The sequence below is a fragment of the Trueperella abortisuis genome, assembly GCF_030811095.1.
In the GTDB taxonomy this organism is placed as follows: Bacteria; Actinomycetota; Actinomycetes; order Actinomycetales; family Actinomycetaceae; genus Trueperella; species Trueperella abortisuis.
In genome coordinates, this window is the sequence record NZ_JAUSQL010000001.1 from 1,492,630 (window position 1) to 1,516,961 (window position 24,332).

The window sequence follows — 24,332 nt, forward strand, 5'->3', positions numbered from 1 at the left end:
GGTTAGTGGGCTTGATTAGTCAGGGCGGCATACAGGTCGACCACCCGCCGACCCACAGGAGCAGTGGACGGCTGCGTCCCAGGTGGTGGGGTGGGTGGACGGTGATCGGCGAGATGGGCGACGAGACGCTGCTCGGCAGGTTTACGGGCATACACAACTCCACCAGCAGAAGCGCGTAGCAGGGTGATATTGCCGATCTTCTTCGGTCTGCCGGGTTGGAAAGGCGCGTCCGGCTCATCCTCATCCGGTTCGTCGACGTCTGACTCTTCGGTGGGGTCGTCGTCCTCATCAGGATCGTCTTCGTCGGGCTTGGCGTTGCGGGTGAGGTACTCGTCAGCGAACCCCATCGCGATGGCAGCCCGCGCGTCCATCCAGGTCTCAGCATCCATCAACTTCGCCAACTTCGCCCGGCTCATCCCGGTCCTCAACTCATAGGCGTTAATGATGCTGTCCTTGACGGCGGCGAGCATGTCGACCGCACGCCCCAGCTCCTCGGCATCCCCGATCGCGAGCGTGGCGGGGTTGTGGATCATCAACATGCTCACTGGGCTCATGGCCACGACAGATCCGGCCATCGCGATCACGGAGGCTGCTGAGGCCGCGATCCCGTCAATGCAAACGCGGACGTGACCTGAGTAGTCGATGAGCATGTTGTAGATCTGCGCGGCAGCCACCACATCACCACCCGGGGAATTGATCCACACCGTCACATCCCCACTGCCTGCGTTCAGTTCGGACGCGAACAGGGCTGGGGTGATGTCGTCCTCGAACCAGGACTCTTCGGCAACCACCCCGTTAATACGCAAAACCCGGCTGGTATCACTACCCGCCGGGTCTTCACTTGTGGGAGCAGCAGGCTCCCAGTTCCAGAACCGTTTCACCGGCTCCTCCTCTCAAAATGTTGGTCAGGTACAAGACCGCCAGTCGGAGGATCGCCCTCCGGCGGCGGCAGACCCGGTGGCGCTTCATCACTGGTCGTTGTGGTGGCGTATGCGCCTGCCATGGCAAGCGGCAGCATGTTCCCGTTCACGAGATACAGATCCCCACCCGGGTCTTCTGGGATGCGGTCGAGGTTCTCGAGGGTGCGAATGTCGTTGGCGGACATCCACCCGTTTTGCCGGGCGACCGCATACCCGTTCATCCTCGACACGTAATCGCCGCGCAGCAGCCCTTCGACGTTAAACTTCACAAACACGCCCGGTTTCTCACGTGCGCTGAGCAAGGTTTTGGTGATGGCTTGCTCCCAGCGGATCACCCACGGGTCGAGGGTGTATTTCACGAACTCGAGGCTCTGCTGCTCAATATTCGAAAACGAGCTCTTGTCGAGGTCGCCGATCATGTATGGCGGGATCCGGAAGATCCGGGCGATCTCGTTGATCTGAAACTTCCGGGTCTCCAAGAACTGGGCTTGCTCAAGTGAAACGGAGATGGGCGTGTATTTCATGCCCTCCTCAAGCACCGCCACCTTGTTGCTGTTGCGGGCACCACCAAAGGTGGCTTGCCAGGATTCGCGTACCTTGCTCGAGTCTTTGATCGTGCCCGGATGCTCCAACACCCCACCAGGAGCGGCACCGTTGGCAAAGAAACTCGCGCCGTAGTCTTCGGTGACCATCGCCATACCGATCGCGTTCTTCGCCATCACAATCGGCGAATACCCAACCAGCCCATCAAACCCGAGCCCTGGAATATGCAGCACATCGGCTGGTGTGAGGCGGACGCGTTCCCACTGACCATAAGGCTCATCGCTACTAGTTTTGTACTCGTAGTAGAGCCTTCCAGTGTCGTCTCTGCCGACACTCATGCGGTTCGGCATCAACGGATACAGCCCGATGACCTCGTCGCGGCCGTTGCGCAACACCTGGGCGTAGGCGTTACCCCACAACAACAGATGGGTCATCAACGTTTCCCGGAACACAAAACTTGTCATTTCCGGGTTCGGCTCATCATGAAGAAGCCGATAGAGACCGTGATCGGTGGCCTTGATTTTCGATCCGTCCGGCCCGGTGCGGTAGACGTGCAGCGGCAGGCCTGCGATCGCCTCGGCGAGGATACGCACGCACGAGTAGACAGCCGTCATCTGCATCGCCGAGCGTTCGGTCACGGTTCGCCCGGCTGTGGTGGGGCCGAACAAGACCGAATACTGGCCAGACAGCTGATGGTTCGTGGCTTGGCGGGCGTTAGTGCCGCGCAGCCAATCAAACAACCCCATGAGGAGGCCTTTCGGTGAGAGAATAATGCGATGAGCATAAATTTTGAAGATTTCACACGTGCTTGGAACGACGATAAGACCCTTGTGTACCCAGCAAATCCGAAAGCCGATGGTGAGCGTTGGTTCTTGCGGACTCGTCCCTCATCAGTTGGGAGATCAGCTGCCATCATAGGTATCAACCCGTCAACGGCAGTCAAGTTAGGACTACGGCGTGAAGGCTACGACGGGGATCAAACCACTGACAAGCTTCTAAAACGTTTCCATAAAGCGGATCTCGAACGCAGCACTCTTCAGCAGAATGAGCCAATCTTCGATGACCTTGTCATCGTGAATCTGATTCCTCACGTAGCTTCTAATTCGAATCTGTTTTCTGGCTGGAATCCGTGCAACGACAACCTGCAAATCATGGAGTCGATCACCACTACGAAGCAACTTTGGAACATCGTAGTTGACTCAGTTTCTGATGTGATCCTGATTTGGGGCAATCCAAATGACAAGGATTATCCGTGGAAACCTTACGTCCTGAAATCGCTAGAACCATATCTGAAATCTTTGACAACCAACAAAAAAATTTGGGCTGTTGCGTCCACTGAAGATCCGCACTATCCATATCATCCGAGATACCCGAAATGGACAAATTTACCTTTAACGCAGGTCTAAATTACCTAGAGCACCAAGAGCCCGCGCGCGTCATACACCGACGCACCCGCACTGGCGGTGCCGCCTCGGATGGCGCGGTCGAGCGCTATGATGGTGGCGACCACGCCGTCGATCTTTTCGGTGGATTTCTGTTTGTCGGGTTTGATGTTTCCCGCCGGGTCGGTGCGCACGTGAATGTTATCCACCATCCACGCCAGCACCGAGTGCCCGCCATGCGCAAGCCTACCCTCGAGCGCGAGCTTCATCAGCTCTTTGCTGGGTGGGCTCATGTCTTTGAAGCCTTGCCCGAACGGGACGACGGTGAAGCCCATACCTTCGAGGTTTTGGCTCATCTGGACGGCACCCCACCGGTCAAACGCAATCTCACGAATATCAAACCGGGTGTCGAGCTGTTCGATGTGGTGCTCAATATGCGCGTAGTGGACGACGTTGCCCTCCGTAGTTTCCAGGAAGCCTTGGGTGTGCCACAGGTCGTAGGGCACGTGATCCCGCGCGACCCGAAGCGCCAGGTTGTCCTCAGGGATCCAGAACCACGGCGCGATCCGGTATGTCTCGTCTGACCCGTAGGGTGGGAAGACGAGCACGAACGCTGTGATATCCGTCTTCGATGCGAGATCGAGGCCGCCGTAACACGGACGCCCCTCCAACTCCGCCAAGTCGACCGAGTCGTTGTTCTGGTTCCACACGTGCATCGGCATCCACCGCACCGACTGTTTCACCCACTGATTGAGGCGCAGCTGCCGAAATGTGTTCTCCTCAGCCGGGTTCTGGCGAGCCGAGTTACACGCCGCCCGTACCTTGTCGATCGGCACTGTAACCCCGAGGCTGGGGTTCGCCTTGTGCCACACCGCCTCATCCGTCCAGTCATCATCCAGATCCGCCCCGTAGATCACCGGGTAGAACGTCGGGTCGTATTTCTTGCCCGCCAGAATGTCGCGCGCTTTTTGGTGCTGCTCGTAGCAAATGCTGTGGGTGTCGGTTCCTGCGGTGGTGATCAGGAAATACAGTGGCTGGGTACGCGCATCACCCGAGCCCTTGGTCATGACGTCAAACAGGGCCCGGTTGGGTTGGGTGTGGAGCTCGTCGAACACCACGCCGGAGATGTTGAACCCGTGCTTCGAATACGCCTCAGCTGAGAGGACTTGGTAGAAAGAGTTGGTGGGCTTGTAGATAATCCGCTTCTGCGAACTCAAGATCTTCACGCGTTTTGAGAGGGCTGGTGATTGGCGCACCATGTCGGCGGCGACTTCGAACACAATGCTGGCTTGCTGCCGGTCAGCCGCACACCCGTAGACCTCGGCGGCTTGCTCCCCATCCCCGCACGTCAGCAGCAGCGCGATCGCGGCGGTCAGTTCGGACTTGCCCTGCTTCTTGGAGATCTCCACATAGACGGTGGTGAACTGGCGGTAGCCATCGGGTTTGATGGTGCCGAACAGGTCGCGCACGATCTGTTCTTGCCAACCCAGCAGCGTGAACGGTGTGCCTGCCCAGCGGCCTTTGGTGTGGCGCAGCGCCTGAATGAACGCGACAGCGAAATCCGCCTTGCGCTGGTTGTAGGTGGAGCCGTCTGCCATGAACCGGGTTGGCGTGTAACTTGCGGCCATGGTGGGTGGGCTCCTTCCTTGGGTATAAGAAAAGCCCCGGATTGTGGGGCTGGACATTGGTGAGAGCGCGGCCCCGGCCGGTGTGGTCGGGGCGGGCTCGGTCTAGTCGGTGATTGTGGTGATGCCGTTGTTTCCGGCTTTCAGGCCTGCGTCGAAGGCTTGGGTCAGGATCTGGCGCAGGCCCCAGACGCTGACCTCGTGGAAGTCGAGCTCGTCGGAGAGGCGCTGGTCGAGGGTGGGGATGTAGTCGAAACGCTCGTTGGTGATCGCGGTTAGTAACTGGTTGAGGTCCTCGCGGCTCATCGTCGTTGTCATGGCTGTTTCCCCCTTGTCGCTGTGGTTGTTTGCGTATGTACATACAGCCATAGACCCGCCACCATATCCAGTCGTCATCGGCTCATTCTCGGGGCAAAACTAGAGATCTACATCTCTTGGCTGGCGGCTCGCCCATTAGTGCACCGGCGCTGCCTGCTTGCCGCCTTCCACAACCAGGGCGATGCCCTTGGGGCTCCGGTTGTGGTGGCCCAGGTTCGGGGTTCAGCGGCTGACCTGGTCGTCGTAGGTGGTGGCCATGCCGATTGCCCAGGCGGTGGCGTGGCCTTCGTCGGTGAAGGCTTCGTCGGAGTCGGTCATGTGGATCGCGTGGTCGGTGTCGGTGCGCTTGTAGAGAGTGGCGAAATGATCGTAGGCGGCGCGCTGGTCGTTCCAGATCCGGTTGGTGGCGATCACCCAGTCGCCGAAGAGCATCGCGTGCCCCAAAATCTTATGCTCTTTGGTGATCTGCTTGAGGGTCTTGGTCTGGCTGTTCATGGCTGCTCTTCCTTTCGGCTTTCCGGCTCGTTTCGGTATATGTACAGCCATAGGTTTCGGGTTATATCCAGTCGTATTTGCCCTAGTCAGCCACTATTTTCTGCTGACTTTTACGCTTGTTGTGGGGTGCGCCAGGCGCAGTTCCCATCCAGGTTCGCCAACAGGATCCGGCGTAGTTTCTTATGCACGGGACCGATGAAACCCAAGGCGAGCAGGAAGCAGCGCATCGTGTACTTGTCGTTACCTGGCTTCGGCGGCTTGCTACTCGTCCGGGACGCAGTCTCTGCCCGTTCACACAGGGCTACAATCAACTGGATCACCACTTCGCGTACGTCCTGGCTGGGCGTGGTCGTGAACCATGGGAAGGCCACAATGTCGCCCTCGAATTCGACCGGCACTGCGGGGATGTCCAACGCTCGGGCGATCAATGCGCCTTTGGAGGCCAGCAGGGCTTCGAGGTTGGCGCGTGTGCGCTCAGTCCAGCCGGTGGTAGGCATCGTCACTGTCAACCCGACCTCGTGCGCGTCTGCCGCCGTGAAGCCCGCACGTCGGGCAGCCTCCACCATTGCCTCAGTATCGATCTCGTCTGGCAGGTGGAGGGTCCAGTTCCGGTCGAGGATGGCCTCGCCGATCTGGTAGGCAAACGTGGGCGTGCCCGCATAGGTCACGTTCACGCCCAGATGCTCGGCGATCGCGTGGGCGAGTTTCTTCCTGCCTGCCTTCTGGGGGTCGAACTCGATGGCGGTCATGCCGCCACCTTCGCATCGAACCACGAGGCCACGAACTGGAGGAAACTGTTCGGGTCGTGCTCGATCACGCGGACGACCAGCCGGGAGCCGCGTTCCCTCGCCTCACGCAGGGCCTCGTAGGTGTTGTGGACGTTGATTCCTGCTTCGATAAGTTCGGTGATTTCCAGGTGGAGTTCGCTCATGACCAGTTCCTTTCGCTCGATTCCCCAAGGGCTTGGGGTGGTTTGGTCATGTACATACAGCCATAGGTTTCGCCACTTATCCAGTGGTATTTTCCCTTCTCAGCCGCCAATATTTAGGCTGTTTTTCTCGGGGCTAGTCGCTGGTGCGGTCGACGTCTTTGACCACGTCCAGATACGCCAATTGCTTGCCGTCGCGCTTGCAGGTGATCCCAGCGGAATCGCCCGTTGCTTCGGCGTAGCGACGCAGAATCACCGAGGCGTACTTTTCGTCCAGCTCCATGCAGTAGGCGATACGGTCGGTTTCTTCGGCTGCCATGAGCGTGGAGCCCGAGCCTGCAAAGGTGTCGAGCACGATCGCATTGGCCTGGGTGGAGTTACGGATCGGGTAGGCCAACAAATCCAGCGGCTTGCTGGTTGGATGGTCGGCGTTACGGCGCGGCTTATCAAACCGCCAGATGGTGGTTTGTTTCCGGTCAGCGAACCACCTGTGTTTGCCGCCCTGCTTCCACCCAAACAGCACAGGCTCGTGCTGCCACTGATACGGCGACCTGCCGAGCACCAGCGAATCCTTCACCCAAATACAACAACCCGACAGCTTGAAGCCCGCTTCGGTGAACGCTTTGCGGAAGTTCAGGCCTTCGGTGTCGGCGTGAAACACATACGCCGACCCACCCTTCTCCAAGACTGCGTTCATGTTGGTGAACGCGGCCAGCAGGAAATCAAAGAACGCGTCGTTCTTCATCGCGTCGTTCTTGATTTTCAGGCCGCCTGCTGATTCGAAGGCGACATTGTAGGGCGGGTCAGTCAGCACCAGGTTGGCACTCTTGCCATCCATCAACGTGGCGACGTCGCCTTCGTTGGTGGCGTCCCCGCACACCAGCCGATGCCGCCCAACGGTCCAGATATCGCCACGTTCCACGAAAGACGCGGCTTCGAGAGCGGCGGTCAGGTCAAAATCGTCGTCTTCGATGTCGCAGTCGTCGAGGGAGCCGATCATGGCTTGGATTTCGGCGTCGTCGAAGCCGGTGAGCTCCACATCAAAATCACTGGCATCCAGGTCGGCTATGAGCAGTGCGAGTTTGTCCTCGTCCCACTCGCCGCTGATCTTGTTGAGCGCGACGTTGAGGGCTTTTTCGCGGGTCTCATCGAGCTCGACAACCACGCAGTCCACGTTCTTGTGGCCGAGGTCGGCGAGCACTTTCAGGCGCTGGTGGCCGCCGACAACGCGGCCGGTGGTGGTGTTGTAGATGACCGGCTCGACATAGCCGAACTCCGTGAGCGAGCGCTTGAGCTTGTCGTATTCGGGGTCGCCCGGCTGAAGATCCTTGCGCGGGTTGTAATCCGCTGGCTTGAGATCACCAATGGGTAGCTGCTTGATCAGCACGAGCCCTCACCTCCTCAAGAAGCTGGTTGACGAACAAATCCGTGTGTTCCCAGGGGTGGCCTGTGCGGCCCATGTGGCCGTAGGTGGCCAGCCCCGCGAAGACCGGGGCTCGCAGTCCGAGCGCGTCGATCATTGCCGCCGGGCGTAGCGGAAACACCACCCTGGCTGTGTCAGTGAGGAGCCAGTCGGGGTGCTGGCCAGACCCGAACGTATCGACGTAGAACACAACCGGATCGGCCTTCCCAATCGCATACGAAATGCTCACGTGGCATTCCTCAGCCAGTCCCGCGTCCACGATTGTCTTGGCGATCAGCCGCGCCATGTATGCGCCCGTCCGATCAACCTTCGAGGGATCCTTGCCCGAGAACGCGCCCCCACCATGACCCGCCAGGCCGCCATAGGTGTCAACCATGAGCTTCCTGCCCGTCAGCCCCGTGTCAGCAGCCGGGCCGCCCGTGACGAACCGGCCAGACGGATTCACCAAGATGTGGGTAGGCTCGGCACCTGGCAAGTGCTCCTCGATCGCTGGAGCAACAACCAGCTCGTTGATCTCGTACTCAAGTTCGTTGAGGTTCTTGTTTTCGTCGTGCTGAACCGAAACCACCACGGTGCTGACACCAACCGGGTTACCGATCTCGTCATAGATCACGCTGACCTGTGCCTTGCCATCCGAATGAATACCCGTGATCGTGCTCTGGGTTCGGGCGGTATCGAGTCTGCGGCAAATGTCATGCGCCAAAACGAGCGGTAGGGGCAATCGTTCGGGTGTTTCGTTGGTGGCGTAGCCGTAGACGGTGCCCTGATCACCAGCACCCTGAACAGCGTCCGACGCACTGTTGCCGGTGCGGGCTTCCAGCGAAGTGGTTACGCCCGCTGCAATGTCCGGTGACTGGCGACGCACCCACACATAGACCACGAACCGGTTCGGGTCATAACCCGCCCTTCGCAGTGCAGACCGCGCGGAGGCGCGAAGCCGGGGTTTAGCGGTGGTGGTGATCTCGCCGGTCACGATAATCCGGCGGCCTGTAGCCATCACCTCCACTGCCAGCCGCGCTTTCGGGTCGACGGCGAGGATGTCGTCCAGGATGGTGTCGGCAATCAGATCGCAGAGCTTGTCAGGATGACCAATACACACAGACTCAGCCGTTCGAACTACAGACACAGGGGCTCCCTTCCAAGAAGCACTGGAACATGAAGAAGGCCCCCTCGTCAGGGCAGGCCAAGAAAACTCAAGAAAAATGGGGCTTTAGGAGCGGGCTTTCAACAGCTGCTCCATAACCTCGTCACCCGGCGTTGTGCCGGAATAATTGGTGGTGCAGGTGGCGCGCACGATGTCGAAAATCTCGTACCAATACACATTCGCCTGCTTCCCAAAGGACTGCGACATCGCCACGAACGGGCTGGCGATCGCTGCCCCCGTGGTCGGGTGCTTACCCAGCAGACCGAACTTCGAGATCGCCTGCTCACACTGCACATAGCGCGCGAACGCCTGCGCGTACTGCTCAATCAGCCGCTTCGAGACGAACTCGGTGCATCCACGTTCATCCAGCCAGTTCCACGTCTCCCGGTACACCAGGTCCGCGCCGAGCGGTTTGCCGTCGCGCTGCTCGGCCGACAGGTATTCGCCGGGTTCTGGCATCGGCTCGCCCGCGAGCAGCGCACCATCGCCGATGTCGGTGCCGTCCAGGTCGAACACATCGAAATCTGGTGGCGTGGTGAGCCGTGTGGCGGGACGACCTACAGCGAGCTTGTCGTTCAGCGCCTCAGGTTTCGCCCCAGCGCGGACCCTGCGTCCGCCCCGGTTGGTTCCGTCACGAGCCATGCGTCCTCCAGTACGATAGGAAGTGGTGGATAAAGGTAGGTAGCCATGGGAAACGTAGTTGTAGTCTGGGAGGAAGACCTTCCCTATACTCCCTCACAGATCTGGCAAGTCGTCACGGATTTAACGAGCTGGCAATGGCGCAGCGATCTATCAGACTGCAGGATCACTGATGAACAAAGCTTTATTGAGACTCCGAAAAAGGGAAAACCTATAAGGTTTCGTATAACCCGTCTGGAACAACCTCACATCTGGGAATTCCGCATGGATTCACCAACTCTGATTGGCACATGGCAAGGCGCCTTCGAGCCGAACGAAAATGGTGGCTGCCGAGTCAAATTCACCGAAGATGTCACCCTTCGAAACAAACTAATTCCAAACTGGATAGCAAAGCGATTCCTCACTGCCTATCAAACCCAGTACTTCCGTGACCTACGAGCTGAACTTCAATCACGCTACAACTAGCCCATGTTTAACATCAGTTATCGTCACGAACGGAAGTCCCGCATATCCCCAGTCCGAGGCTTATTCCACCACTTTCGCCCCTCCTTTGCGGTGAGCGTTCCCTGCGAAGTCTGCGCGCTTGGGGGTTAATACCCTGTTTGATTCGGTCTTTTTGCGTACGGTTGGCCCCGCCCGCTGAGGAACCAAAACGCGGTAGAGATCCGGATCCCCCTACCCCTCACACAACGCCGCGAGCTTGCCCCGAGAACGGCGAACACCGTGCAGGTGGGCATCGTTGAGGGCCGCAGAACATGCCGCGCCACACAGGCTTACGCGCGTTTTCAGTAGGTGTAGACCCTTGGGGCTTGCCGCCAGCGATCATCCTCACGCGCGGTCTTGGACGAGTGGCACGGCTTACACAGCGCTTGCAAGTTGGTTTCCTCATGGGTGCCACCGCGCTCGAGCGGGATGATGTGGTCAACTTCCTGGGCAGGCGTGACGCGTCCGTTCTCCTGGCAGTGTTCACACAACGGGTGGGCTTGAATGTAGGCGTTGCGGATTTTGCGCCAGCGGTGGTCGTAGCGCTTGTTGATCTTCGGGTCACGCTGGTAGGTGCGGTACCGCTGATCTTCGCTCTTGGCGTGGGTCTCGCAGAAGCGAGTATCGGTTAGCTCGGGACAACCAGGGTGCGAGCAGGGACGTTTCGGTTTCCTCGGCACCACACCAACCTCCCACAAATACGGCAAGACCCCCAGACAAGCTTCCGAGGATTCGTCTGGGGGCCGGGACCTACTTTTCAACCACTTACAGCATGCATCAGGAAAACCCTGAAAGTCATCCCCTTTTTGCCACACTCATGCGCGCGAATTGGTTAGTCCCTGCCATACAAGAGCCGAGCGAAGCGAGCCAAGGCGCGTTGTTTCTTAGCGAACGCCGTCTTGCGTTCGACATAGAAATGCTCAGCGACTTTCACGGCCGCGTCTTCTGCGGACAGGTCATCGAGGAAGAAAGTCTCCAGCACGAGCCGGTCATCATCGCTAAGTCCTTCCCATGCCGGGTTGAACCAGTCCATGTATGCCTGCGCTTTGAGGTTGCGGGCTTTGAGAACGTCAAGGTTGTCCAGGATCGAGCACACGCGCGATTCACCAGCGTGCGGGCTGGTCGTCCGTGGCAGACCGGCGAAACTGGACGTTTTGATCGCGCAAAATCCAGTTGAGCTTCTTAGCTGATAAGCCGTAGTCCTTGGCGTTCTCGGTCGTGGTCAGCAGCGAGTCCGACTGCAACACGATGTCGTAATAGGAGATTTTCGGTGCTGACCCCAGCAAAGCCTGCTCAGCGACTAGCCGCTTGGCACGTTCGGCACGAAGCTGCACGATGGCTTGCTCTAGAAACTCGTCGTTGGCTAGTAGTTCGTCGATCGCGTACATGTCGTGGCGACGAATCGAGGGCAGCACCTCATCGAACATCCAGGCCTCGAGCTGATGTGCCTCCGGGAGTTTTTAGGACATGATAAGCCGGTAAAAGTCATCTTCGGTGATGAACCTGACCTGCTGGATACCGCCGGGGTGTCAAGGGAGTAGTGTTTCACGATCCCCTTACAGTGACGCGCCAGAGCATCTTTCGTATTGACGTATCCGAGAGCGGTGGCGACGTCGCGGCCACAGAAATAGACCGTGCCCTCTTGTTCGATGGTTCGGATAGTTCCGAAGGCATCGTTAGTGAATGCTCGGAGTGTGTTGGCAGCCATGATCGGCTCCTTCCTAGGAAGCCGACGAATAGACAACACGGAAAGTTGTGGCTTCCTACCAGGAGGGCTTCGAACACACTCGGTTTATAACCATTTACCCAATATTCAGGTAAAGTCTCGTTAGCAGCCGATCCCCACTAGCGACGTGTGTGCGCTACTCGGTGCTGTTCTGTCCCGATACAATTGGTAGTCGACAACCCTATTGCTTGTTCATACGAGCAAAATACTTGTCACCCTGACTTTAAGGAGGTGCGACTTGTCTTCACTGAATATTTATTGTGATGAAAGCACACACTTGCCCAACGATGGGCAACCGTTTATGGTTCTCGGAGCCGTTGTTTGTCCGGTTAGCCGTTCTCGGGAAGTAAACGTGAGGCTCCGGGAGATTAAGGGCAAATACGGGTTACGTCCTGAATTCGAGTTCAAATGGACCAAAGTATCTCCCTCTAAGATCGACTTTTATCTAGATGTCATCGACTATTTCTTTGATGATGACGATCTGAATTTCCGAGCTGTTATTGCCCCAAAGCAAGGACTTGACCACAGACGCTTCAACCAGACGCACGATGACTGGTATTACAAAATGATGTTTTACCTTATTCGAAACGTGCTACCTGCGCAGGATAAGGCATTCATCTACCTAGATAAGAAGGATACGAATGGTCAAAAGAAAATCGACCGTTTAGGTAACGTGATTGCTAACGCAGAATATGACTTCGACCGAAGTAACATCCGGCGATTGCAGATTGTCGAATCACACCATGTCGGGCTCTTACAACTCGCAGATTTACTCATCGGTGCGATTAATTATGCCAATCGTAACGACTCGATGAGCAAAGCAAAGCTTCGCTTAATCGCAAGAATTCGAGAACGTTCTGGCGTTAGCTTGACCCAAACAACACTTCTATCAGAAACAAAAATGAACATTTTTCGGTGGCGGGCACAGGGATGACCTTAAACGACCGCTTTCCACTCGGGCCTTTTCTCGATCAGGAAATTTCAACGATCGACGATTACATCGAGGAACTGTATCAGCTTTTCTTATCCGACCTCGTTCAGCAGCCCCTACCGTGGAAAAATGAAGGCCTGCATGTAAGCCTGTTGCGAGCGTGGAAAATGAAGCGGTGTGGTGACGATCGTGAAGCGCGATGGTGAGCATCGTGAAGCGCGTGGGTGACGATTGTGAAGCGGTTGTCACCCACGCGCTTAGTTATTGCTGAGGACTAGGACACTGTTGGTGCCAGCCTCATGTTCGGTCCGTCGACGTTGACGATTTCTGCCCCGCCGACAAGGCGGTTGAGTAGGGATTCAGCCACGACTCGATCAGGCATTGATTCGTACCAGTCTTCTGGGGCGAATTGGGAAGTGACCATGGTCGATCCTCTGCCTTCTCGTGCTGCTAGAAGATTGAACAGCTCGTTGGCGGTTTCACCACTAATTGGAGTGGTGAGAAAGTCATCGAGGACGAGCAGGTCACAGCCAACTATCTGGTTGATGAATTTCAACCGTGCGGGATCGCTGCGGTCGAGTACGGCCAGTTGGTCGGCTAGGTCTGCGGTTCGGAAGAACTTGGCTGAATAGTCCCGCTTACATGCTTCGTGTAAGAGAGCGCAGGCTAGATAGGTCTTTCCGACTGATGATTTGCCCAGGATAACGACGTTGCTGGCGTGTTCTATCCATTGACAATGCGCTAGCCGGCTAGTTAACTCACGGGTGAGGTTGCGCTTTGGTGTGTGACGGATATCAGCAGCACAAGCATCGGGCAGGGGTGTCATTGATGCCTTGAGCAGTTTTGCAAATCGTCGCTCTGCTCGAGCTGCAACCTCTTTTTCTACAGCGAAGATGATCTTGTCTGAAAACGTCCACTCATCAAAGGCACTGTCATTGGCCATACTGATAACGGTCTGGCCAAAGGCAGTCATGCGTAGCTTGGTGAAGGTTTCCATCCACGTGTCGTCTAGATGCTGACGTGGTGCGGTAGAAAAAGTCATTAGTTGTCTCCTTCTTTCATCAAAGCACTCAGTGAGAATTGCTCACGCCCGCCGAGCATGCCGCGTGATTGGGAACGCGATGACGGTGCTGGCTGTGATGGAGTTGCTGGTGCAGATTCCCGCGTGGGCGGGGCGGTTGGCCGTGTGGATTGTTCATGGCGGATGACTGCCATCATGTTCTTGACCGCGGTGTAGCTAATAGCTCGTTGGCGGTGGCCTTCATCTCCTAGAAGGCGCTGGCATGCTTGCTCGAGAATTAGTTTATTCTCTGTAGCTTTACCTAGCTTGATGATGTTGCGGGCTGGTTGAAAGCCTTGGGCTGTAATCTTTTTCGATGCCAACAACGCTTCAACAGCTTGCCGGGTATACGGCCCAATCCGGGATGCTTGGGTCACAAAGTACGACGGTGTCCATAGGTTCCTAGCCTGGGCCATCCCCGGCGGAGCGTGTTCAACATCGGTGACATAGGCACCGCGTTGGACACTGACCTGGTGACGAGCCTGAGCTTGGCCATCGGCAAAGACATCAAGGATCTGCCCACGGATACGCACATCAACACTTCGTCCCACCAGCTGGTAAGGCACCGAGTATTTCACGGTATTGATCGTGATATGCCAGTCAGGAGTGACTTTCGACTTCTTCCACACGGTATCTACCCACCCTGTTGCAGGAAGATTACCTAGTTCGTCAGATTCGAGTTCTTCGAAGATATCCTGGCGGCTACGTTGCTGATTGCGAAACGGGCGGCGATGATTAATCGCCTCAACCTGTCCGGCAACCGCGTCATTAAGGTCGTCAAGGCTGGCAAAGACCACATCGGCAAGTTTGCGAATCACCCAGTTGGTTACAATCTTGACTCCAGATTCCACATTGCCTTTTTCACGTGGGCGAACAGGATTAGTTGGAAGAGCAGCAGTGTTGTAGTGCTCGAGAAATTCCTCATACTTCGCGTTGACTCGTCGTGCGCGTTCACCTTTGGCAATCTGATTCGATGCCGTAGACGCATTATCAGGAACAACCACCTCAGTAACGCCACCGAAATACTCGAAGGCCAAGCGGTGCCCTTCCAGCCACGAGGGTTGTTTTTCATCAATGAAGCCATGGGCAAAGACCATTCCTGAATACGGCAGTGAAGCAACAAAGATATGGATCTTGCTGCGTTTAGCCGTAATCGGATCAACAACTGCCATGGTCGACCCCGCCCAATCCACCTGCATGGTATGGCCCGGCTGGTGCACAATCAGTGCGGTCACGCCTTGGGTGGCAACATGGGCAGCCACCAGCTGGCGGAAGCGCTCATAGCTATAGAACTTCAGACCACGTGGTGCTGGTTGGTCAAGATAGGTCGACCACAGCACTCGCAGTGGAGTCTTGTTCCTGCCGGTACGAGCTTTGATCACAACATCGAAATCGATACCAACGAAGTCATCAGCGACTACGAGTCGACCATCACCAATGAGATCAGTAATCGCCGAATCGTCTAACGACTCTAAAAGTTCACTGGTGATGCCATGGGAATCAATGGCTTTGCGCGCTTTGGCAATCGTGGCCTGAGCAGCACCACAGCGTTGTTGTATCTGCCGATACGAGAGCCCCTGAAGCAGGAGCTTGATAATCAACCGGTAATCAGTCACGGCTGACGTCCTTTCTAACAAGCACGCAACCGGATTGTCACGTGCTAGTAGAAATAGTTATCAGCCCACCGAAAGTGCTTCACGATCGTCACCACACCGCTTCACGATCGTCACCACCCTGCTTCAAAAAGCACGTTCCTAACATGTAAGCCTTCGTAGACATCCGGAGGTCGAAGGCCGCCACGCAGTTTTTTGGCACATTATCTCTGGAGGTTCAGGAACCGAAATTTCACGCCAGCTAGAAATGCAACGATGCATCCGCCTAAAATGGGTACGCATTCTTGTTGAGATCTTCAACACCGAATTTCCAGATGAGATTGATATTCGCTGGTGGTTAGACAACAAACGCACATCACGACCGCGCTACGTCCTCACGCGCCCAGAATTCGACTATATCGTGGTCATTGAACAGCGACTTGACTACGCGCTGCTAGTCACCGCATACTTCGCTGAACACGAACACCGCCGACAAAAGCTCAAGAAAGAGCACGACGAGTATTGGCAAAAGCAAGAGCCGCCCACTCGGTGAACGGCTCCAGATACTCCTTCAACACCTGGTTGATGAGCTGCTTTTAGCTTAGCATCATATTCGAGCTAGCGGACAAAAGTTATTGGTTTTGGGTTAGTAGTCGTTGCGGTAGGGCGTGTGGGTGTGGAGCTCGTTCCAATCGAGGCCGTTGCCCCAGCGGCGGGTGTTACGGTTGGCTCGGCGTTTAGCTGCGGCTTGCTGGTAGGCGCGTGTGATGTCGGTATTGGTGGGCATGATCCGCAGGATGTGGGCTGGGCTGGCAGGGGTCTCGGTGTGCTGGTAGCACCACCACAACACGGTCTTGACTTGGTGATCAAGACTCATCCCTCGATGGTTTCGTAGCAGGGCTCTGAGCTGGGTGTTGATCCCACCCTCGATCCGATTCGATGTCGGGGGAATGGGATCGTCTTCTATGTGGAGGGCGGGGTCGAGATAGGTAAAGAGCGTGCCCTTCTTCACCAGCGTGTTCAACGAGTTCTTCGCCTGAATCAGCCGAGCATGCGTGGGAACGAGGCGCCCGTCTGGTAGGCGGGTGCGGTCGGCGAGGAACTGTTTGTAGGTGGTGTTCCAGGTAGAGGGTGTCAAATGGTTTGTGTATGAGGATCTGATGAAAGGATTCGATTATGACCATGACACGTGATGAGAAGACCCGCCCGGCTGGCGCCGATGTTGTTGGGCAGCTGAAGGCTAACGGTGCTTTAGACGATCTATTTGCCCGCATTGATTCTGGCCAGATCGAGCTGACCGGGGATGGGGGAATGATCCCCGCACTGATCAAGGAAGCCCTGGAGCGCGGCTTGCAGGCCGAGATGACCTCACACCTGGGATATGAGCCCCGCGATCGGCAGGCTAAGGCCGAATCTGACCGGCCAATCAACGCCCGTAACGGGTCGTATACCAAGACCGTGGCTAGCGAGGTTGGCGATATTGAGCTGACCATTGCCCGGGACCGTGAAGGCTCTCTTTCACCCCCAGGTTGGTGCCCAAAGGTTCACGGCGCCTAGGTGGGCTGGATCAAATGATTATCAGCCTTCATGCCGGTTCGATGACCGCAGGCGATATTCAGCATCATCTGGCTAAGACGATCGGCACGGAGCTATCCCATGAGACGATCGCTAAAATATTACCGACACGCCCCGAGAGTCGGTCACCACCTGGCAGGAGCGGACCTGACAAGAGTTCTACCCGGTGATCTACCAGGTGCAATCCGGGTTAAGGTCCGTGACCAAGGCCGGGCGGGCTCCAAGGCTGCTCATATTCGGGGTAGGGGCCTGCATGGAGGGCATCAAGCACGTCTTGGGTATCTGGGTCCAGGACAACGAAGGGTCCTCGTTTTGGGCTTCCGTGTGCTCCCAACTAGCCAACCGGGGTATTCAAGACGTGCTGATTGTGTTGTGAGGTGCTGGTGGGCTTGCCTGAGGCTACCTTGGCCACCTGGCCCAACTCGCTAGTCCAAACCTGCACACGTTCACCTGATCCGGGCCGCGAAGTACTTCGTGGCCTACCAGGACCGCAAGGCCGTCTCGGCCTCGCTGAAGACGATCTACACCGCCAGCAGCGAGCAGGTCGCTCAAGAGGCCCTAGAGGCCTTCGCCGCCTTGGACCTGGGCCAGAAGTACCCCTTCGGCGGTAGCGACCTGGCGTAACGCCTAGGGGGGCGCAACACCGGCGTTCTTGCAGTTCCCGCCAGCCTTGCGCAAGGTTCTACACGACTAACGCTATCGAGTCACCCAGCTACCAGCTGCGTAAGGTGAGGCAGAATCGCTCTCAGTTCCCTACCGATGAGGCGGGTCTCAAGCTGTTGTGGCTAGCTATTTGCGATATTGAAGATACCCGGGCCCGCCGGTGGGCCAAGGACAAAGGCAAAGCCGCCGCAGAGCCTAAGGCGCGGGCCGACTGATCGAAGGGCAGGTGAAGGCGAACTGGAAACAGGCCCTGGCCCAACTAGCCGCGGCCTACCCCGACCGCATGAACCCCTACCTATAAAACAACCCCTTCATACACAACAAACTTGACAAGCTCGCCTGGGTGATACTGATTTTGTTGCAATCATCAGCTTTCGTTCTACTCTACCCAAGGAATACCTCAGCCGGCCCGAGTGTGCAGACAAGCTACCAAGAAGTGCTGCGACTATCCGGCTTGCTCCAGATAATCTCCTATCCTGCTCGACTATCAACGATCAAGCGGTAAGAGCTTTCGAAGATAAGCTGAACCGAACAATCAGAGGGAGATAGACCACCTGAAAAGCTCCACAACATTACTTATTATCTGGGACAATCGAAACATGGGCGAAAACAGCGACGGCACGGGCACCTTTCCCTTCAACATTCAACAGGATGATTCGGATGCCGAATTTGACTATAACGATGATGGAAGCATTCGAAGCATTCAGATTTCAACTCAGAATCTTCTGAAGAGAAAAAATAAAGTGCGGCGGGGCAACATAACAAACAAAGAAATCCGTGATGAACTCACTCGGACCAAATGGGAGATATTCCCCGCGATTGAGAACGCCAACTATTACGGAGATGTACGGCTCTCACCCATTTCAAGCGGATCTGAGGCTTCCCACTCGGGGATAACGAATGGCAATAACGCGGCATCGCACATTTCGTCCGCTGTTCAAGGCAGTGTTCTGTCTCTTCTGAAGGCAGACGAGCCCAATGACCTTGACTACCTCACCTATGGAATGACCCCTAAAGAAGCATTAAGTCAAATGCAAAGCACGGGGCGGAGCAAAATGCCTTTGTTCTTCAACGAAGAAGATATGAGCTCGATGATTGGTTCTGTAACTGTGTCTGATCTTGCTTTTGGGATTGCTGAGGGCAAAAGAAAACTGGTTGAGATGGCACAGACTCAGGTGCCGGTTTTCCCAACGGAAAGCAAGCTTTCTGATTGTATCCCTTCTATTCTGCAAAACGGATTCATCTATGGCTCCGACAGCAACAGACAAATCGTTCAAATTTACACGCTTGCTGATCTAGCAAAGCACCTTCACTCAACATCCGAAATGTTCTTGCGAGTGCAAGAGATAGAAAACTTGATACGAAGAATTCTAAGTCAGGCTACCGAAGACCAGCTGAAAAAGGCAGTAGCAAGCACCCCGGCTCTAACCGAGATTAAGAAATCAAATAATAGCGCCCCGTTATTCACGCAAGAGGATATTAGCTACGGCCTTTCCAACGAATCTGAACGTTACGTGGAAACATTAACGTTCGCTGGCTATATGAAATGCTTCAGCTCTGAAGTTGTGTGGGATAGCTGCTTCGGCAACATTAACGGACTGGACAGAGATAAATGTCTTAGCGCATTGAACGATGCTCGGTTAGCTCGCAATAAAGTGATGCACATCAGTAACGACGAAATTGTGGAAACCTTAACACCGTCCTTCGAGTGTTTGGCTGTTTGGCTCCGCAAAGCTGCTCCCGAAGAACAGCAAGAACAATAAATTCGGATGCGCTATCTGCCGCTACACGCCCATAATCAAGGAGTTAGAAGCGTTTGGCGAAAACAGAGCCTTTAACGGGTGGCGCACTATTTGACGGAATCGCAAAGTTCGCAAAACCCAACGCACTGGCGAGGAATGCGAAACAACCGTTTCCTCTTGTCTCGGATCTCTTGACACCAGAAAAGAGCACAAAAACTCTTCCACAAGCGCAAACACCACTTTTCAGTCCAACAAACAGGGTGCCCACTGTGTATCAAAATGAGCGTCCAAATGGTGGAGCTAAGGGGATTCGAACCCCTGACCTCTTCCATGCCATGGAAGCGCGCTACCAACTGCGCCATAGCCCCTTGAGACTTGTTTTATATTACTCAGAACTACCCACCAGCGCCAATTCAGCGAGGCTCTGAACGGGTGAAACCGCTCACTACCTGTACGGCAGCCCGCAAACAGGTTCTCCCGCACTCGCGCCCAGGTTGTAGGAACGCATCCGCCACACGGGATTGGCCGACGGCCGAGGCTCAATGATCGACCAGTGGCAGTTGTCCATCCCTTGCAGTCCCACCCACTCGGAGGGATTCTGCCCAAGCATGCTCATCACCCCGTTCGCGATGGAGCCACCGTGCGCGACGAACACGATCGTCACGACGTCGTCCTGGCTCGCCACGCCTCCTTCTCCCGCCGCGCGAACACTTGATCCGCAGCCCGTGGCGTCGCCACCAGCTGCGGCGCCCGCGGCAAGCTCTCGCCTAACCTCGCTCAGCGCACGCTCGACCGCACGGTGTACGCGGTGCCCGCACGCCTCCCGGCTCTCGACTCCCACGCCCTTCGGCTCGCGCCCTTCGCGCCACGCCTTCCACTGTTCAGGGTCGCGGGCGCGAATCTCGGCAGATGTCAGGCCCTCCCACGGCCCGTAGGCCCGTTCGCGCAAGCCGGCGTCGCGTCGGATCTCCACCCCGGTCGCATCCGCAAGGTATTGAGCCGTCTGCAACGCTCGCCCCAGGTCTGAGGAATAGATCCACCCCGGCTTCATCCGGGCCAACTCCTTGGCTGCCACGGCCGCTTGCGCATGCCCAACATCGTTAAGCGGGAAGTCCTGCGAGCCCTGGATCCGCATCGAGGCGTTTTGGACCGTCTGGCCATGCCTCCAAAAGACAAGGCGTAGCCTCACGCCTCATCAGCCTCCACCGTATCGGCCGGCGCGAAGTAGTCCGCCAAAGACGAGCGAGGCCCCTCCCCCACCGTCACGTCCTCGGGCAGTTCAATGAGTGGGCAGTCGCCCCAGAGACGCTCGAGCGCGTAAAACTCGCGGTCCTCATCCTGCTGGACGTGCACCATAAGATTTCCGAAGTCGAGCAGAACCCAGTGGGCCTCCCCCTCCAGGCCTTCGCGGCGCAATCGCTTGACGCCGATCTTGTACATCGCCTCTTCGATATCGTCGACCAGCGCGCGCACCTGCCGCTCCGACGAGCCGGAGACGACTAGGAACGCATCCGTGATCACCAGCCGTTGGGACACGTCAATCGCCGTGATCGACGTCGCCTTCCCCGCAGAGGCGGCACGCGCCGCCACGATGGTCTGATCAATCGTTTCCGGTGTAGCTGTCACGGTGTCCTTTCAGTTACAGCAGCAGGGGTGCAAGATCGTTAACGACGCCGGTCAGCGGCTCGGATAGAAACGTCACGTTAATCCAAGAGCCGCCGAGGTAGCCGACGAGCGCGGCGATGAGTATAAGGATGATGAAGTTGAGCCAGGTTCGGCGCGGGGCTTCAACCTCGGTGTCCGGGGTGGATTCCGCCGTCTCTTCCTGGTTTGCCGGCTCGGCTTGCGCCTTCGTGGCGACGGGAGTCGCCACCTTCGGTTCGTCCTGCTTGGCCTCCTCCGCGCCGGCCTCCGTCTCGCGCTTGGTCATTGCCAGGAAGCGGTCGCGAAGGGAGTCTTCGTAGTCTTCGTCGTCGTCCGCGCCATCGGCAGGGGCCGGCTCGACAACAGGGGCCGGCTCGTCGGCGGGCTTCGCGTCCGTGCCACCACGCCCAGCCTCCGCCGGGGTCACGCCCCCAGGCGCGGGCGCCTCAGCCGCATCCGCGGGCTTGTGCGCGCCGACCTCCGGCTCGTCGGCCTCAAAGCGGTCAAAAACAGACTTGCGTTCGTGGTGAACCGGTTCGGCCGGCTCTGTCGGCTCGGCGGGGACCTGGACTGCTTCCATCGCCTGAGTGGGTTCCCCGACGTCTGTGCTCTCATCCCGGGTCTGCTCCTGCGCCGCGCGCTCGGCTAGCTCACGTAGCTCCTTGCGCGACGGGCGGCGAAGGCGCAGCTCCGTGGTGTCATAAACCGGCGGGGTGGCGGCGGGCGCGTCGAGCAGGCCCTGCTCGCGCATCTGGCGCCGACTCAGCCGTGGAGTATCCTCACTCATTCTTCCTCCTTGCCCTCCGGCTCGGTGGCGTGGATAGTCACCGGATCGAGGGAAGTAGTCGTGGCCTCGTTGGTTATATACAAATGATACTTGTTTATGTACTGCACTACGCCATCCGGCACCAAATACCACACCGGGACGCCCTGGCTGGCGCGGTAGCGGATGGACGTGGAGGAGATCGCCATAGCCGGAATATCGACGAGCGACACGGATCCCTCCGGCAGCCCGGACACGTCCAGCTCGTGCCCCGGGCGGTTGACGCCGACGAAGTGCGCCATCGCCCACAGCTCCGCGTTGTCTTTCCAGTCGAGGATCTGCGGCAGGACGTCCGCACCGGTGATGAAGTAGAGGTCGGCGTCGGGGTGGAGCTTGTGCAGGTCACGCAGCGTGTCTACGGTGTAGGTGACCCCGCCGCGCTCGATGTCTACGCGCGAGACTGAGAAGCGCGGGTTCGACGCCGTCGCGATCACGGTCATCAGGTAGCGGTGCTCGGCGAGCGTGACCTTGCGATCCTTCTTGAAGGGTTGTTCGCCGGTGGGTACAAAGATGACCTCGTCGAGGTCATAGAAGTGTTGCACCTCGGAAGCTGCAACCAAGTGGCCGTGATGGATCGGGTCGAACGTGCCGCCCATGATCCCTATCCTCCGCCGACGCCCCGGCTCTCCCGCCGGAGTTGGAATCTCGGGCAGGTCCTCGACGGCCCGCAGCCTCTCGTGCGAATCGGCCATGTCTGTCTCCTTCTTTCGTTAGGTCAATTGAACCAGCAAAGCTCCCGGGCGTCGAGGTGACCACGAGTTTCTCTCATCTTCACGACGCCGCCCACCCCAACACGACGCCGCCGGAGTATGCCGCGTCCACGACGCCGCCCGCCCCGGCCCGTAGGATCCAGCCGCACTCACTCAGAGCGGAAAACAAGGCTAGACAACCGTGGCGTAACGTATCCTTGGAATAAATCTGGAACGAAAGCGTTTGAGCCGCTGACAGTGAGAACGGTGTGCCTGTGTGCGCACCTAACGAAAGGAAATCGATGGCAACCGTCACCGTGACTGCTGAGAACTTTAACGATACCGTGCGGGAGGGCATCGCCCTCCTCGACTTCTGGGCGGAATGGTGTGGTCCGTGCAGGCAGTTTGCGCCTACCTTCGAGGCCGCCTCCGAACAGCACCCCGACGTCACGTTCGGCAAGATCGACACCGAGGCAGAGGGAGAGCTGGCGCAAAAGTTCCAGATCATGTCCATCCCGACCCTCATGATCTACCGTGATGGCATCCGCATTTACGAAAGCGCAGGCGCCCTGCCGCCGGCCGCGCTCGAGGACCTCATCACCCAAGCCAAGGCGCTGGACATGGACGAGGTGCGCCGCCAGGCCGCCCAGCATGAGGCCCAGAACTAGGCGCCGCGGCTGAGAGGCCCCAGGGCCACCGCACTAAGGTCGCTAGGAATCAGGGGAGGCGAAGCAACCGCTTCGCCTCCCCTGTGATATGCCTGTGTGAGACTTCCCGGTGGGGGGCACCAACTATTCGACTCCCATCCCCGAGTACCGGGGCCGGGTCTGCTCTCTCTCGGCTAGTCCTGTTCGAGCTTGGCACGCGCCTCAATGAGCGGTAGCACGCCCTTAAGAACAGAGGCAAGGTCAGTGGGAAGTGACGCCGGGACGAGGATGACGCCATCGGCCGCGCCCAGCCCCACGTAGGACTCGATCGCATCGGCCACGTTGTAGACCGTGCCGAGCACGGAGGCAATGCCGGGGAACAGGTCCGAATCGTTCATGTCCTCGATGAGTAGCGCCCGCTCCTCCGCCGCCGCGACGGATCGGGAGATGACCACACCGAGCTCCAGGAAGACCAGGATATTCTTGCCAAGCTCCTCACCCGCCGCCTTGATGGCGAACCGGGCGTTTCGCGCGGCATACGAGTCGCGCACGCGCAGGCGCACGATGTCGGCGATGCCCGCCACGATGGCGGCACGCTCGGCGGAGACTGCCGGGTCGGTGATGATCACGGTGATCCTCAGACCCGCCCGTCGGGCTCTGTCAGCTGCCTGCTGAATACCGGCGAAGTCAGAATCGGTGTGAAGCGGGATCGTGATACCCGCCCACCCCTCGCCCTGTCTGGCAAGGATCTCAGTGGCTTCCCGGATCTGGGCTGGAGTGGCCTCCACCCCCGCGAAAATCCCCGCAGTCGACACCTCGGCGAGTTTGGCGGCCGTCCGGACGGCGTCGTGCGTGCAGTCGCGGGCGTCGACGTCGGTGCTGGTGAGGAAGCGCGAGTCGAGCGTGACGAAATCGATCCCGCCGGCGTGTGCTGCGCGGACTGAGGCGGCGAGCCGAGGGAAGTTCAGATAGTCGACGCACGTCTCGAAGCCGACCGGCACGCTCGCCCCGAGGAGGGACAGATCGATGCCGATCCATGTGGTCGCAAGGGTGTCGCAGACGGGAGCGTCGACGTCGACGGGTCTGGGCGTTTGGGTAAGCTGGCTGGGTACAGAGATTTCGACTGTCATTCTTATGTTCCTTAAATGGACCGCTTTTTGCGGTCAGCTACAAATATTTCTGGGGTATGTATCAGTGCATTCGCCAGGCGAACGTGAACATAAGATGGCGCGCAATAGCTACGTGGGAATGGATGGTAATAATGTCTCGAGCGATCATCGTCATTCCTTTCATGTACGCGGCGCACATATCGAGCCGAAGCCACTTTGACAACCGTGAAT

26 protein-coding genes, 1 tRNA gene and 3 pseudogenes are annotated in these 24,332 nt (G+C 57.6%); 8 read left to right on the forward strand and 22 right to left on the reverse strand.

Going from position 1 to position 24,332, the window contains the following annotated elements:
* Positions 1 to 2 precede the first annotated feature (2 nt).
* Positions 3 to 881 carry a head maturation protease, ClpP-related gene (locus J2S45_RS06705; RefSeq protein ID WP_307634919.1) on the reverse strand — a complete coding sequence of 293 codons (879 nt, stop codon included), beginning with the start codon at positions 879 to 881 and terminating at the stop codon, positions 3 to 5.
* On the reverse strand, positions 878 to 2,209 hold the full coding sequence (locus J2S45_RS06710; protein WP_307634920.1) for a phage portal protein: 1,332 nt from the start codon (positions 2,207 to 2,209) through the stop codon (positions 878 to 880). Before J2S45_RS06710 ends, J2S45_RS06705 begins: the two co-directional genes overlap by 4 nt.
* A gap of 30 nt (positions 2,210 to 2,239) precedes the next feature.
* Here J2S45_RS06710 and J2S45_RS06715 point away from each other — a divergent pair, with 30 nt between their 5' ends.
* On the forward strand, positions 2,240 to 2,869 hold the full coding sequence (locus tag J2S45_RS06715) for a DUF1643 domain-containing protein (protein WP_307634921.1): 630 nt from the start codon (positions 2,240 to 2,242) through the stop codon (positions 2,867 to 2,869).
* 5 nt (positions 2,870 to 2,874) lie between these two features.
* Here J2S45_RS06715 and J2S45_RS06720 read toward each other — a convergent pair whose 3' ends face one another.
* From J2S45_RS06720 to J2S45_RS06755, 8 genes are all read right to left on the reverse strand, one after another.
* Positions 2,875 to 4,473, reverse strand: a complete 1,599-nt coding sequence (locus J2S45_RS06720; RefSeq protein ID WP_307635436.1) for a terminase large subunit — start codon at positions 4,471 to 4,473, stop codon at positions 2,875 to 2,877.
* A gap of 102 nt (positions 4,474 to 4,575) precedes the next feature.
* Complete coding sequence (locus tag J2S45_RS06725) at positions 4,576 to 4,788, reverse strand: DUF6900 domain-containing protein (RefSeq protein WP_307634922.1); 213 nt, start codon at positions 4,786 to 4,788, stop codon at positions 4,576 to 4,578.
* A 222-nt stretch (positions 4,789 to 5,010) separates the two neighbouring features.
* Positions 5,011 to 5,283, reverse strand: coding sequence for an Nmad4 family putative nucleotide modification protein (locus J2S45_RS06730; protein ID WP_307634923.1), 273 nt, complete (start codon positions 5,281 to 5,283; stop codon positions 5,011 to 5,013).
* Between the two features lie 110 nt (positions 5,284 to 5,393).
* On the reverse strand, positions 5,394 to 6,032 hold the full coding sequence (locus J2S45_RS06735) for a hypothetical protein (protein ID WP_307634924.1): 639 nt from the start codon (positions 6,030 to 6,032) through the stop codon (positions 5,394 to 5,396).
* The gene (locus tag J2S45_RS06740; RefSeq protein ID WP_307634925.1) at positions 6,029 to 6,214 is read right to left on the reverse strand and encodes a cell division protein; all 186 of its coding nucleotides are present in this window, start codon (positions 6,212 to 6,214) and stop codon (positions 6,029 to 6,031) included. The genes J2S45_RS06735 and J2S45_RS06740 overlap by 4 nt, the downstream gene beginning before the upstream one ends.
* 133 nt (positions 6,215 to 6,347) lie before the next feature.
* On the reverse strand, positions 6,348 to 7,598 hold the full coding sequence (locus J2S45_RS06745) for a site-specific DNA-methyltransferase (RefSeq protein ID WP_307634926.1): 1,251 nt from the start codon (positions 7,596 to 7,598) through the stop codon (positions 6,348 to 6,350).
* On the reverse strand, positions 7,570 to 8,760 hold the full coding sequence (metK, locus tag J2S45_RS06750; protein ID WP_307634927.1) for a methionine adenosyltransferase: 1,191 nt from the start codon (positions 8,758 to 8,760) through the stop codon (positions 7,570 to 7,572). The genes J2S45_RS06745 and metK overlap by 29 nt, the downstream gene beginning before the upstream one ends.
* Before the next feature lie 84 nt (positions 8,761 to 8,844).
* Complete coding sequence (locus tag J2S45_RS06755; RefSeq protein WP_307634928.1) at positions 8,845 to 9,420, reverse strand: P27 family phage terminase small subunit; 576 nt, start codon at positions 9,418 to 9,420, stop codon at positions 8,845 to 8,847.
* Positions 9,421 to 9,465: 45 nt separating this feature from the next.
* Between J2S45_RS06755 and J2S45_RS06760 the strand changes: the two genes are divergently transcribed.
* Positions 9,466 to 9,882, forward strand: coding sequence for an SRPBCC family protein (locus tag J2S45_RS06760; RefSeq protein WP_307634929.1), 417 nt, complete (start codon positions 9,466 to 9,468; stop codon positions 9,880 to 9,882).
* Positions 9,883 to 10,202: 320 nt separating this feature from the next.
* Here the strand turns inward: J2S45_RS06760 and J2S45_RS06765 are convergent, their stop codons facing one another.
* From J2S45_RS06765 to J2S45_RS06775, 3 genes and pseudogenes are all read right to left on the reverse strand, one after another.
* The gene (locus J2S45_RS06765; protein WP_307634930.1) at positions 10,203 to 10,580 is read right to left on the reverse strand and encodes an HNH endonuclease; all 378 of its coding nucleotides are present in this window, start codon (positions 10,578 to 10,580) and stop codon (positions 10,203 to 10,205) included.
* A 152-nt stretch (positions 10,581 to 10,732) separates the two neighbouring features.
* Complete coding sequence (locus J2S45_RS06770; protein WP_307634931.1) at positions 10,733 to 10,996, reverse strand: hypothetical protein; 264 nt, start codon at positions 10,994 to 10,996, stop codon at positions 10,733 to 10,735.
* A 37-nt stretch (positions 10,997 to 11,033) separates the two neighbouring features.
* A pseudogene (locus J2S45_RS06775) lies at positions 11,034 to 11,608 on the reverse strand (BRO family protein); the annotation flags it as partial.
* A gap of 256 nt (positions 11,609 to 11,864) precedes the next feature.
* Between J2S45_RS06775 and J2S45_RS06780 the strand changes: the two are divergent.
* Both J2S45_RS06780 and J2S45_RS06785 read left to right on the forward strand, forming a co-directional pair.
* A complete protein-coding gene (locus J2S45_RS06780) occupies positions 11,865 to 12,560 on the forward strand; it encodes a DUF3800 domain-containing protein (protein ID WP_307634932.1) in 696 nt (231 codons plus the stop codon).
* Positions 12,557 to 12,763: a hypothetical protein gene (locus J2S45_RS06785; RefSeq protein WP_307634933.1), complete on the forward strand. Its 207-nt coding sequence runs from the start codon at positions 12,557 to 12,559 to the stop codon at positions 12,761 to 12,763. The genes J2S45_RS06780 and J2S45_RS06785 overlap by 4 nt, the downstream gene beginning before the upstream one ends.
* A 68-nt stretch (positions 12,764 to 12,831) precedes the next feature.
* On the opposite strand, the gene J2S45_RS06790 is transcribed toward J2S45_RS06785, so the two are convergent.
* Positions 12,832 to 13,599 carry an ATP-binding protein gene (locus tag J2S45_RS06790; RefSeq protein ID WP_307634288.1) on the reverse strand — a complete coding sequence of 256 codons (768 nt, stop codon included), beginning with the start codon at positions 13,597 to 13,599 and terminating at the stop codon, positions 12,832 to 12,834.
* Complete coding sequence (gene istA, locus J2S45_RS06795; protein WP_307634289.1) at positions 13,599 to 15,233, reverse strand: IS21 family transposase; 1,635 nt, start codon at positions 15,231 to 15,233, stop codon at positions 13,599 to 13,601. Before istA ends, J2S45_RS06790 begins: the two co-directional genes overlap by 1 nt.
* A gap of 244 nt (positions 15,234 to 15,477) precedes the next feature.
* On the opposite strand from istA, the gene J2S45_RS06800 reads away from it, so the two are divergent.
* On the forward strand, positions 15,478 to 15,762 hold the full coding sequence (locus tag J2S45_RS06800) for a hypothetical protein (protein ID WP_307634934.1): 285 nt from the start codon (positions 15,478 to 15,480) through the stop codon (positions 15,760 to 15,762).
* Between the two features lie 233 nt (positions 15,763 to 15,995).
* On the opposite strand, the pseudogene J2S45_RS06805 reads toward J2S45_RS06800, so the two are convergent.
* Positions 15,996 to 16,338 (reverse strand): annotated as a pseudogene (locus tag J2S45_RS06805) (IS256-like element ISAod1 family transposase); the annotation flags it as partial.
* A 47-nt stretch (positions 16,339 to 16,385) separates the two neighbouring features.
* Here J2S45_RS06805 and J2S45_RS06810 point away from each other — a divergent pair.
* Together J2S45_RS06810 and J2S45_RS06815 are read left to right on the forward strand one after the other, a co-directional pair.
* Positions 16,386 to 17,748, forward strand: a pseudogene (locus tag J2S45_RS06810) (IS256 family transposase).
* Positions 17,749 to 18,046: 298 nt separating this feature from the next.
* Positions 18,047 to 19,210, forward strand: coding sequence for a CBS domain-containing protein (locus tag J2S45_RS06815; RefSeq protein ID WP_307634935.1), 1,164 nt, complete (start codon positions 18,047 to 18,049; stop codon positions 19,208 to 19,210).
* Positions 19,211 to 19,481: 271 nt separating this feature from the next.
* Here the strand turns inward: J2S45_RS06815 and J2S45_RS06820 are convergent.
* From J2S45_RS06820 to nadD, 5 genes are all read right to left on the reverse strand, one after another.
* Positions 19,482 to 19,557, reverse strand: a tRNA-Ala gene (locus J2S45_RS06820).
* A 77-nt stretch (positions 19,558 to 19,634) separates the two neighbouring features.
* Positions 19,635 to 20,378, reverse strand: a complete 744-nt coding sequence (locus tag J2S45_RS06825) for a histidine phosphatase family protein (protein WP_307634936.1) — start codon at positions 20,376 to 20,378, stop codon at positions 19,635 to 19,637.
* Positions 20,375 to 20,815, reverse strand: coding sequence for a ribosome silencing factor (gene rsfS / locus J2S45_RS06830; protein ID WP_270975278.1), 441 nt, complete (start codon positions 20,813 to 20,815; stop codon positions 20,375 to 20,377). Before rsfS ends, J2S45_RS06825 begins: the two co-directional genes overlap by 4 nt.
* Before the next feature lie 13 nt (positions 20,816 to 20,828).
* A complete protein-coding gene (locus tag J2S45_RS06835; RefSeq protein ID WP_307634937.1) occupies positions 20,829 to 21,620 on the reverse strand; it encodes a hypothetical protein in 792 nt (263 codons plus the stop codon).
* A complete protein-coding gene (gene nadD / locus J2S45_RS06840) occupies positions 21,617 to 22,348 on the reverse strand; it encodes a nicotinate-nucleotide adenylyltransferase (protein ID WP_270975276.1) in 732 nt (243 codons plus the stop codon). The genes J2S45_RS06835 and nadD overlap by 4 nt, the downstream gene beginning before the upstream one ends.
* A gap of 299 nt (positions 22,349 to 22,647) precedes the next feature.
* On the opposite strand from nadD, the gene trxA reads away from it, so the two are divergent.
* Complete coding sequence (gene trxA / locus J2S45_RS06845) at positions 22,648 to 23,013, forward strand: thioredoxin (RefSeq protein ID WP_296932855.1); 366 nt, start codon at positions 22,648 to 22,650, stop codon at positions 23,011 to 23,013.
* Positions 23,014 to 23,186: 173 nt separating this feature from the next.
* Here the strand turns inward: trxA and J2S45_RS06850 are convergent, their stop codons facing one another.
* Entirely contained in the window at positions 23,187 to 24,122 is a 936-nt protein-coding gene (locus J2S45_RS06850) for a hypothetical protein (protein ID WP_296932853.1), read from the reverse strand.
* Positions 24,123 to 24,332: the final 210 nt, after the last annotated feature.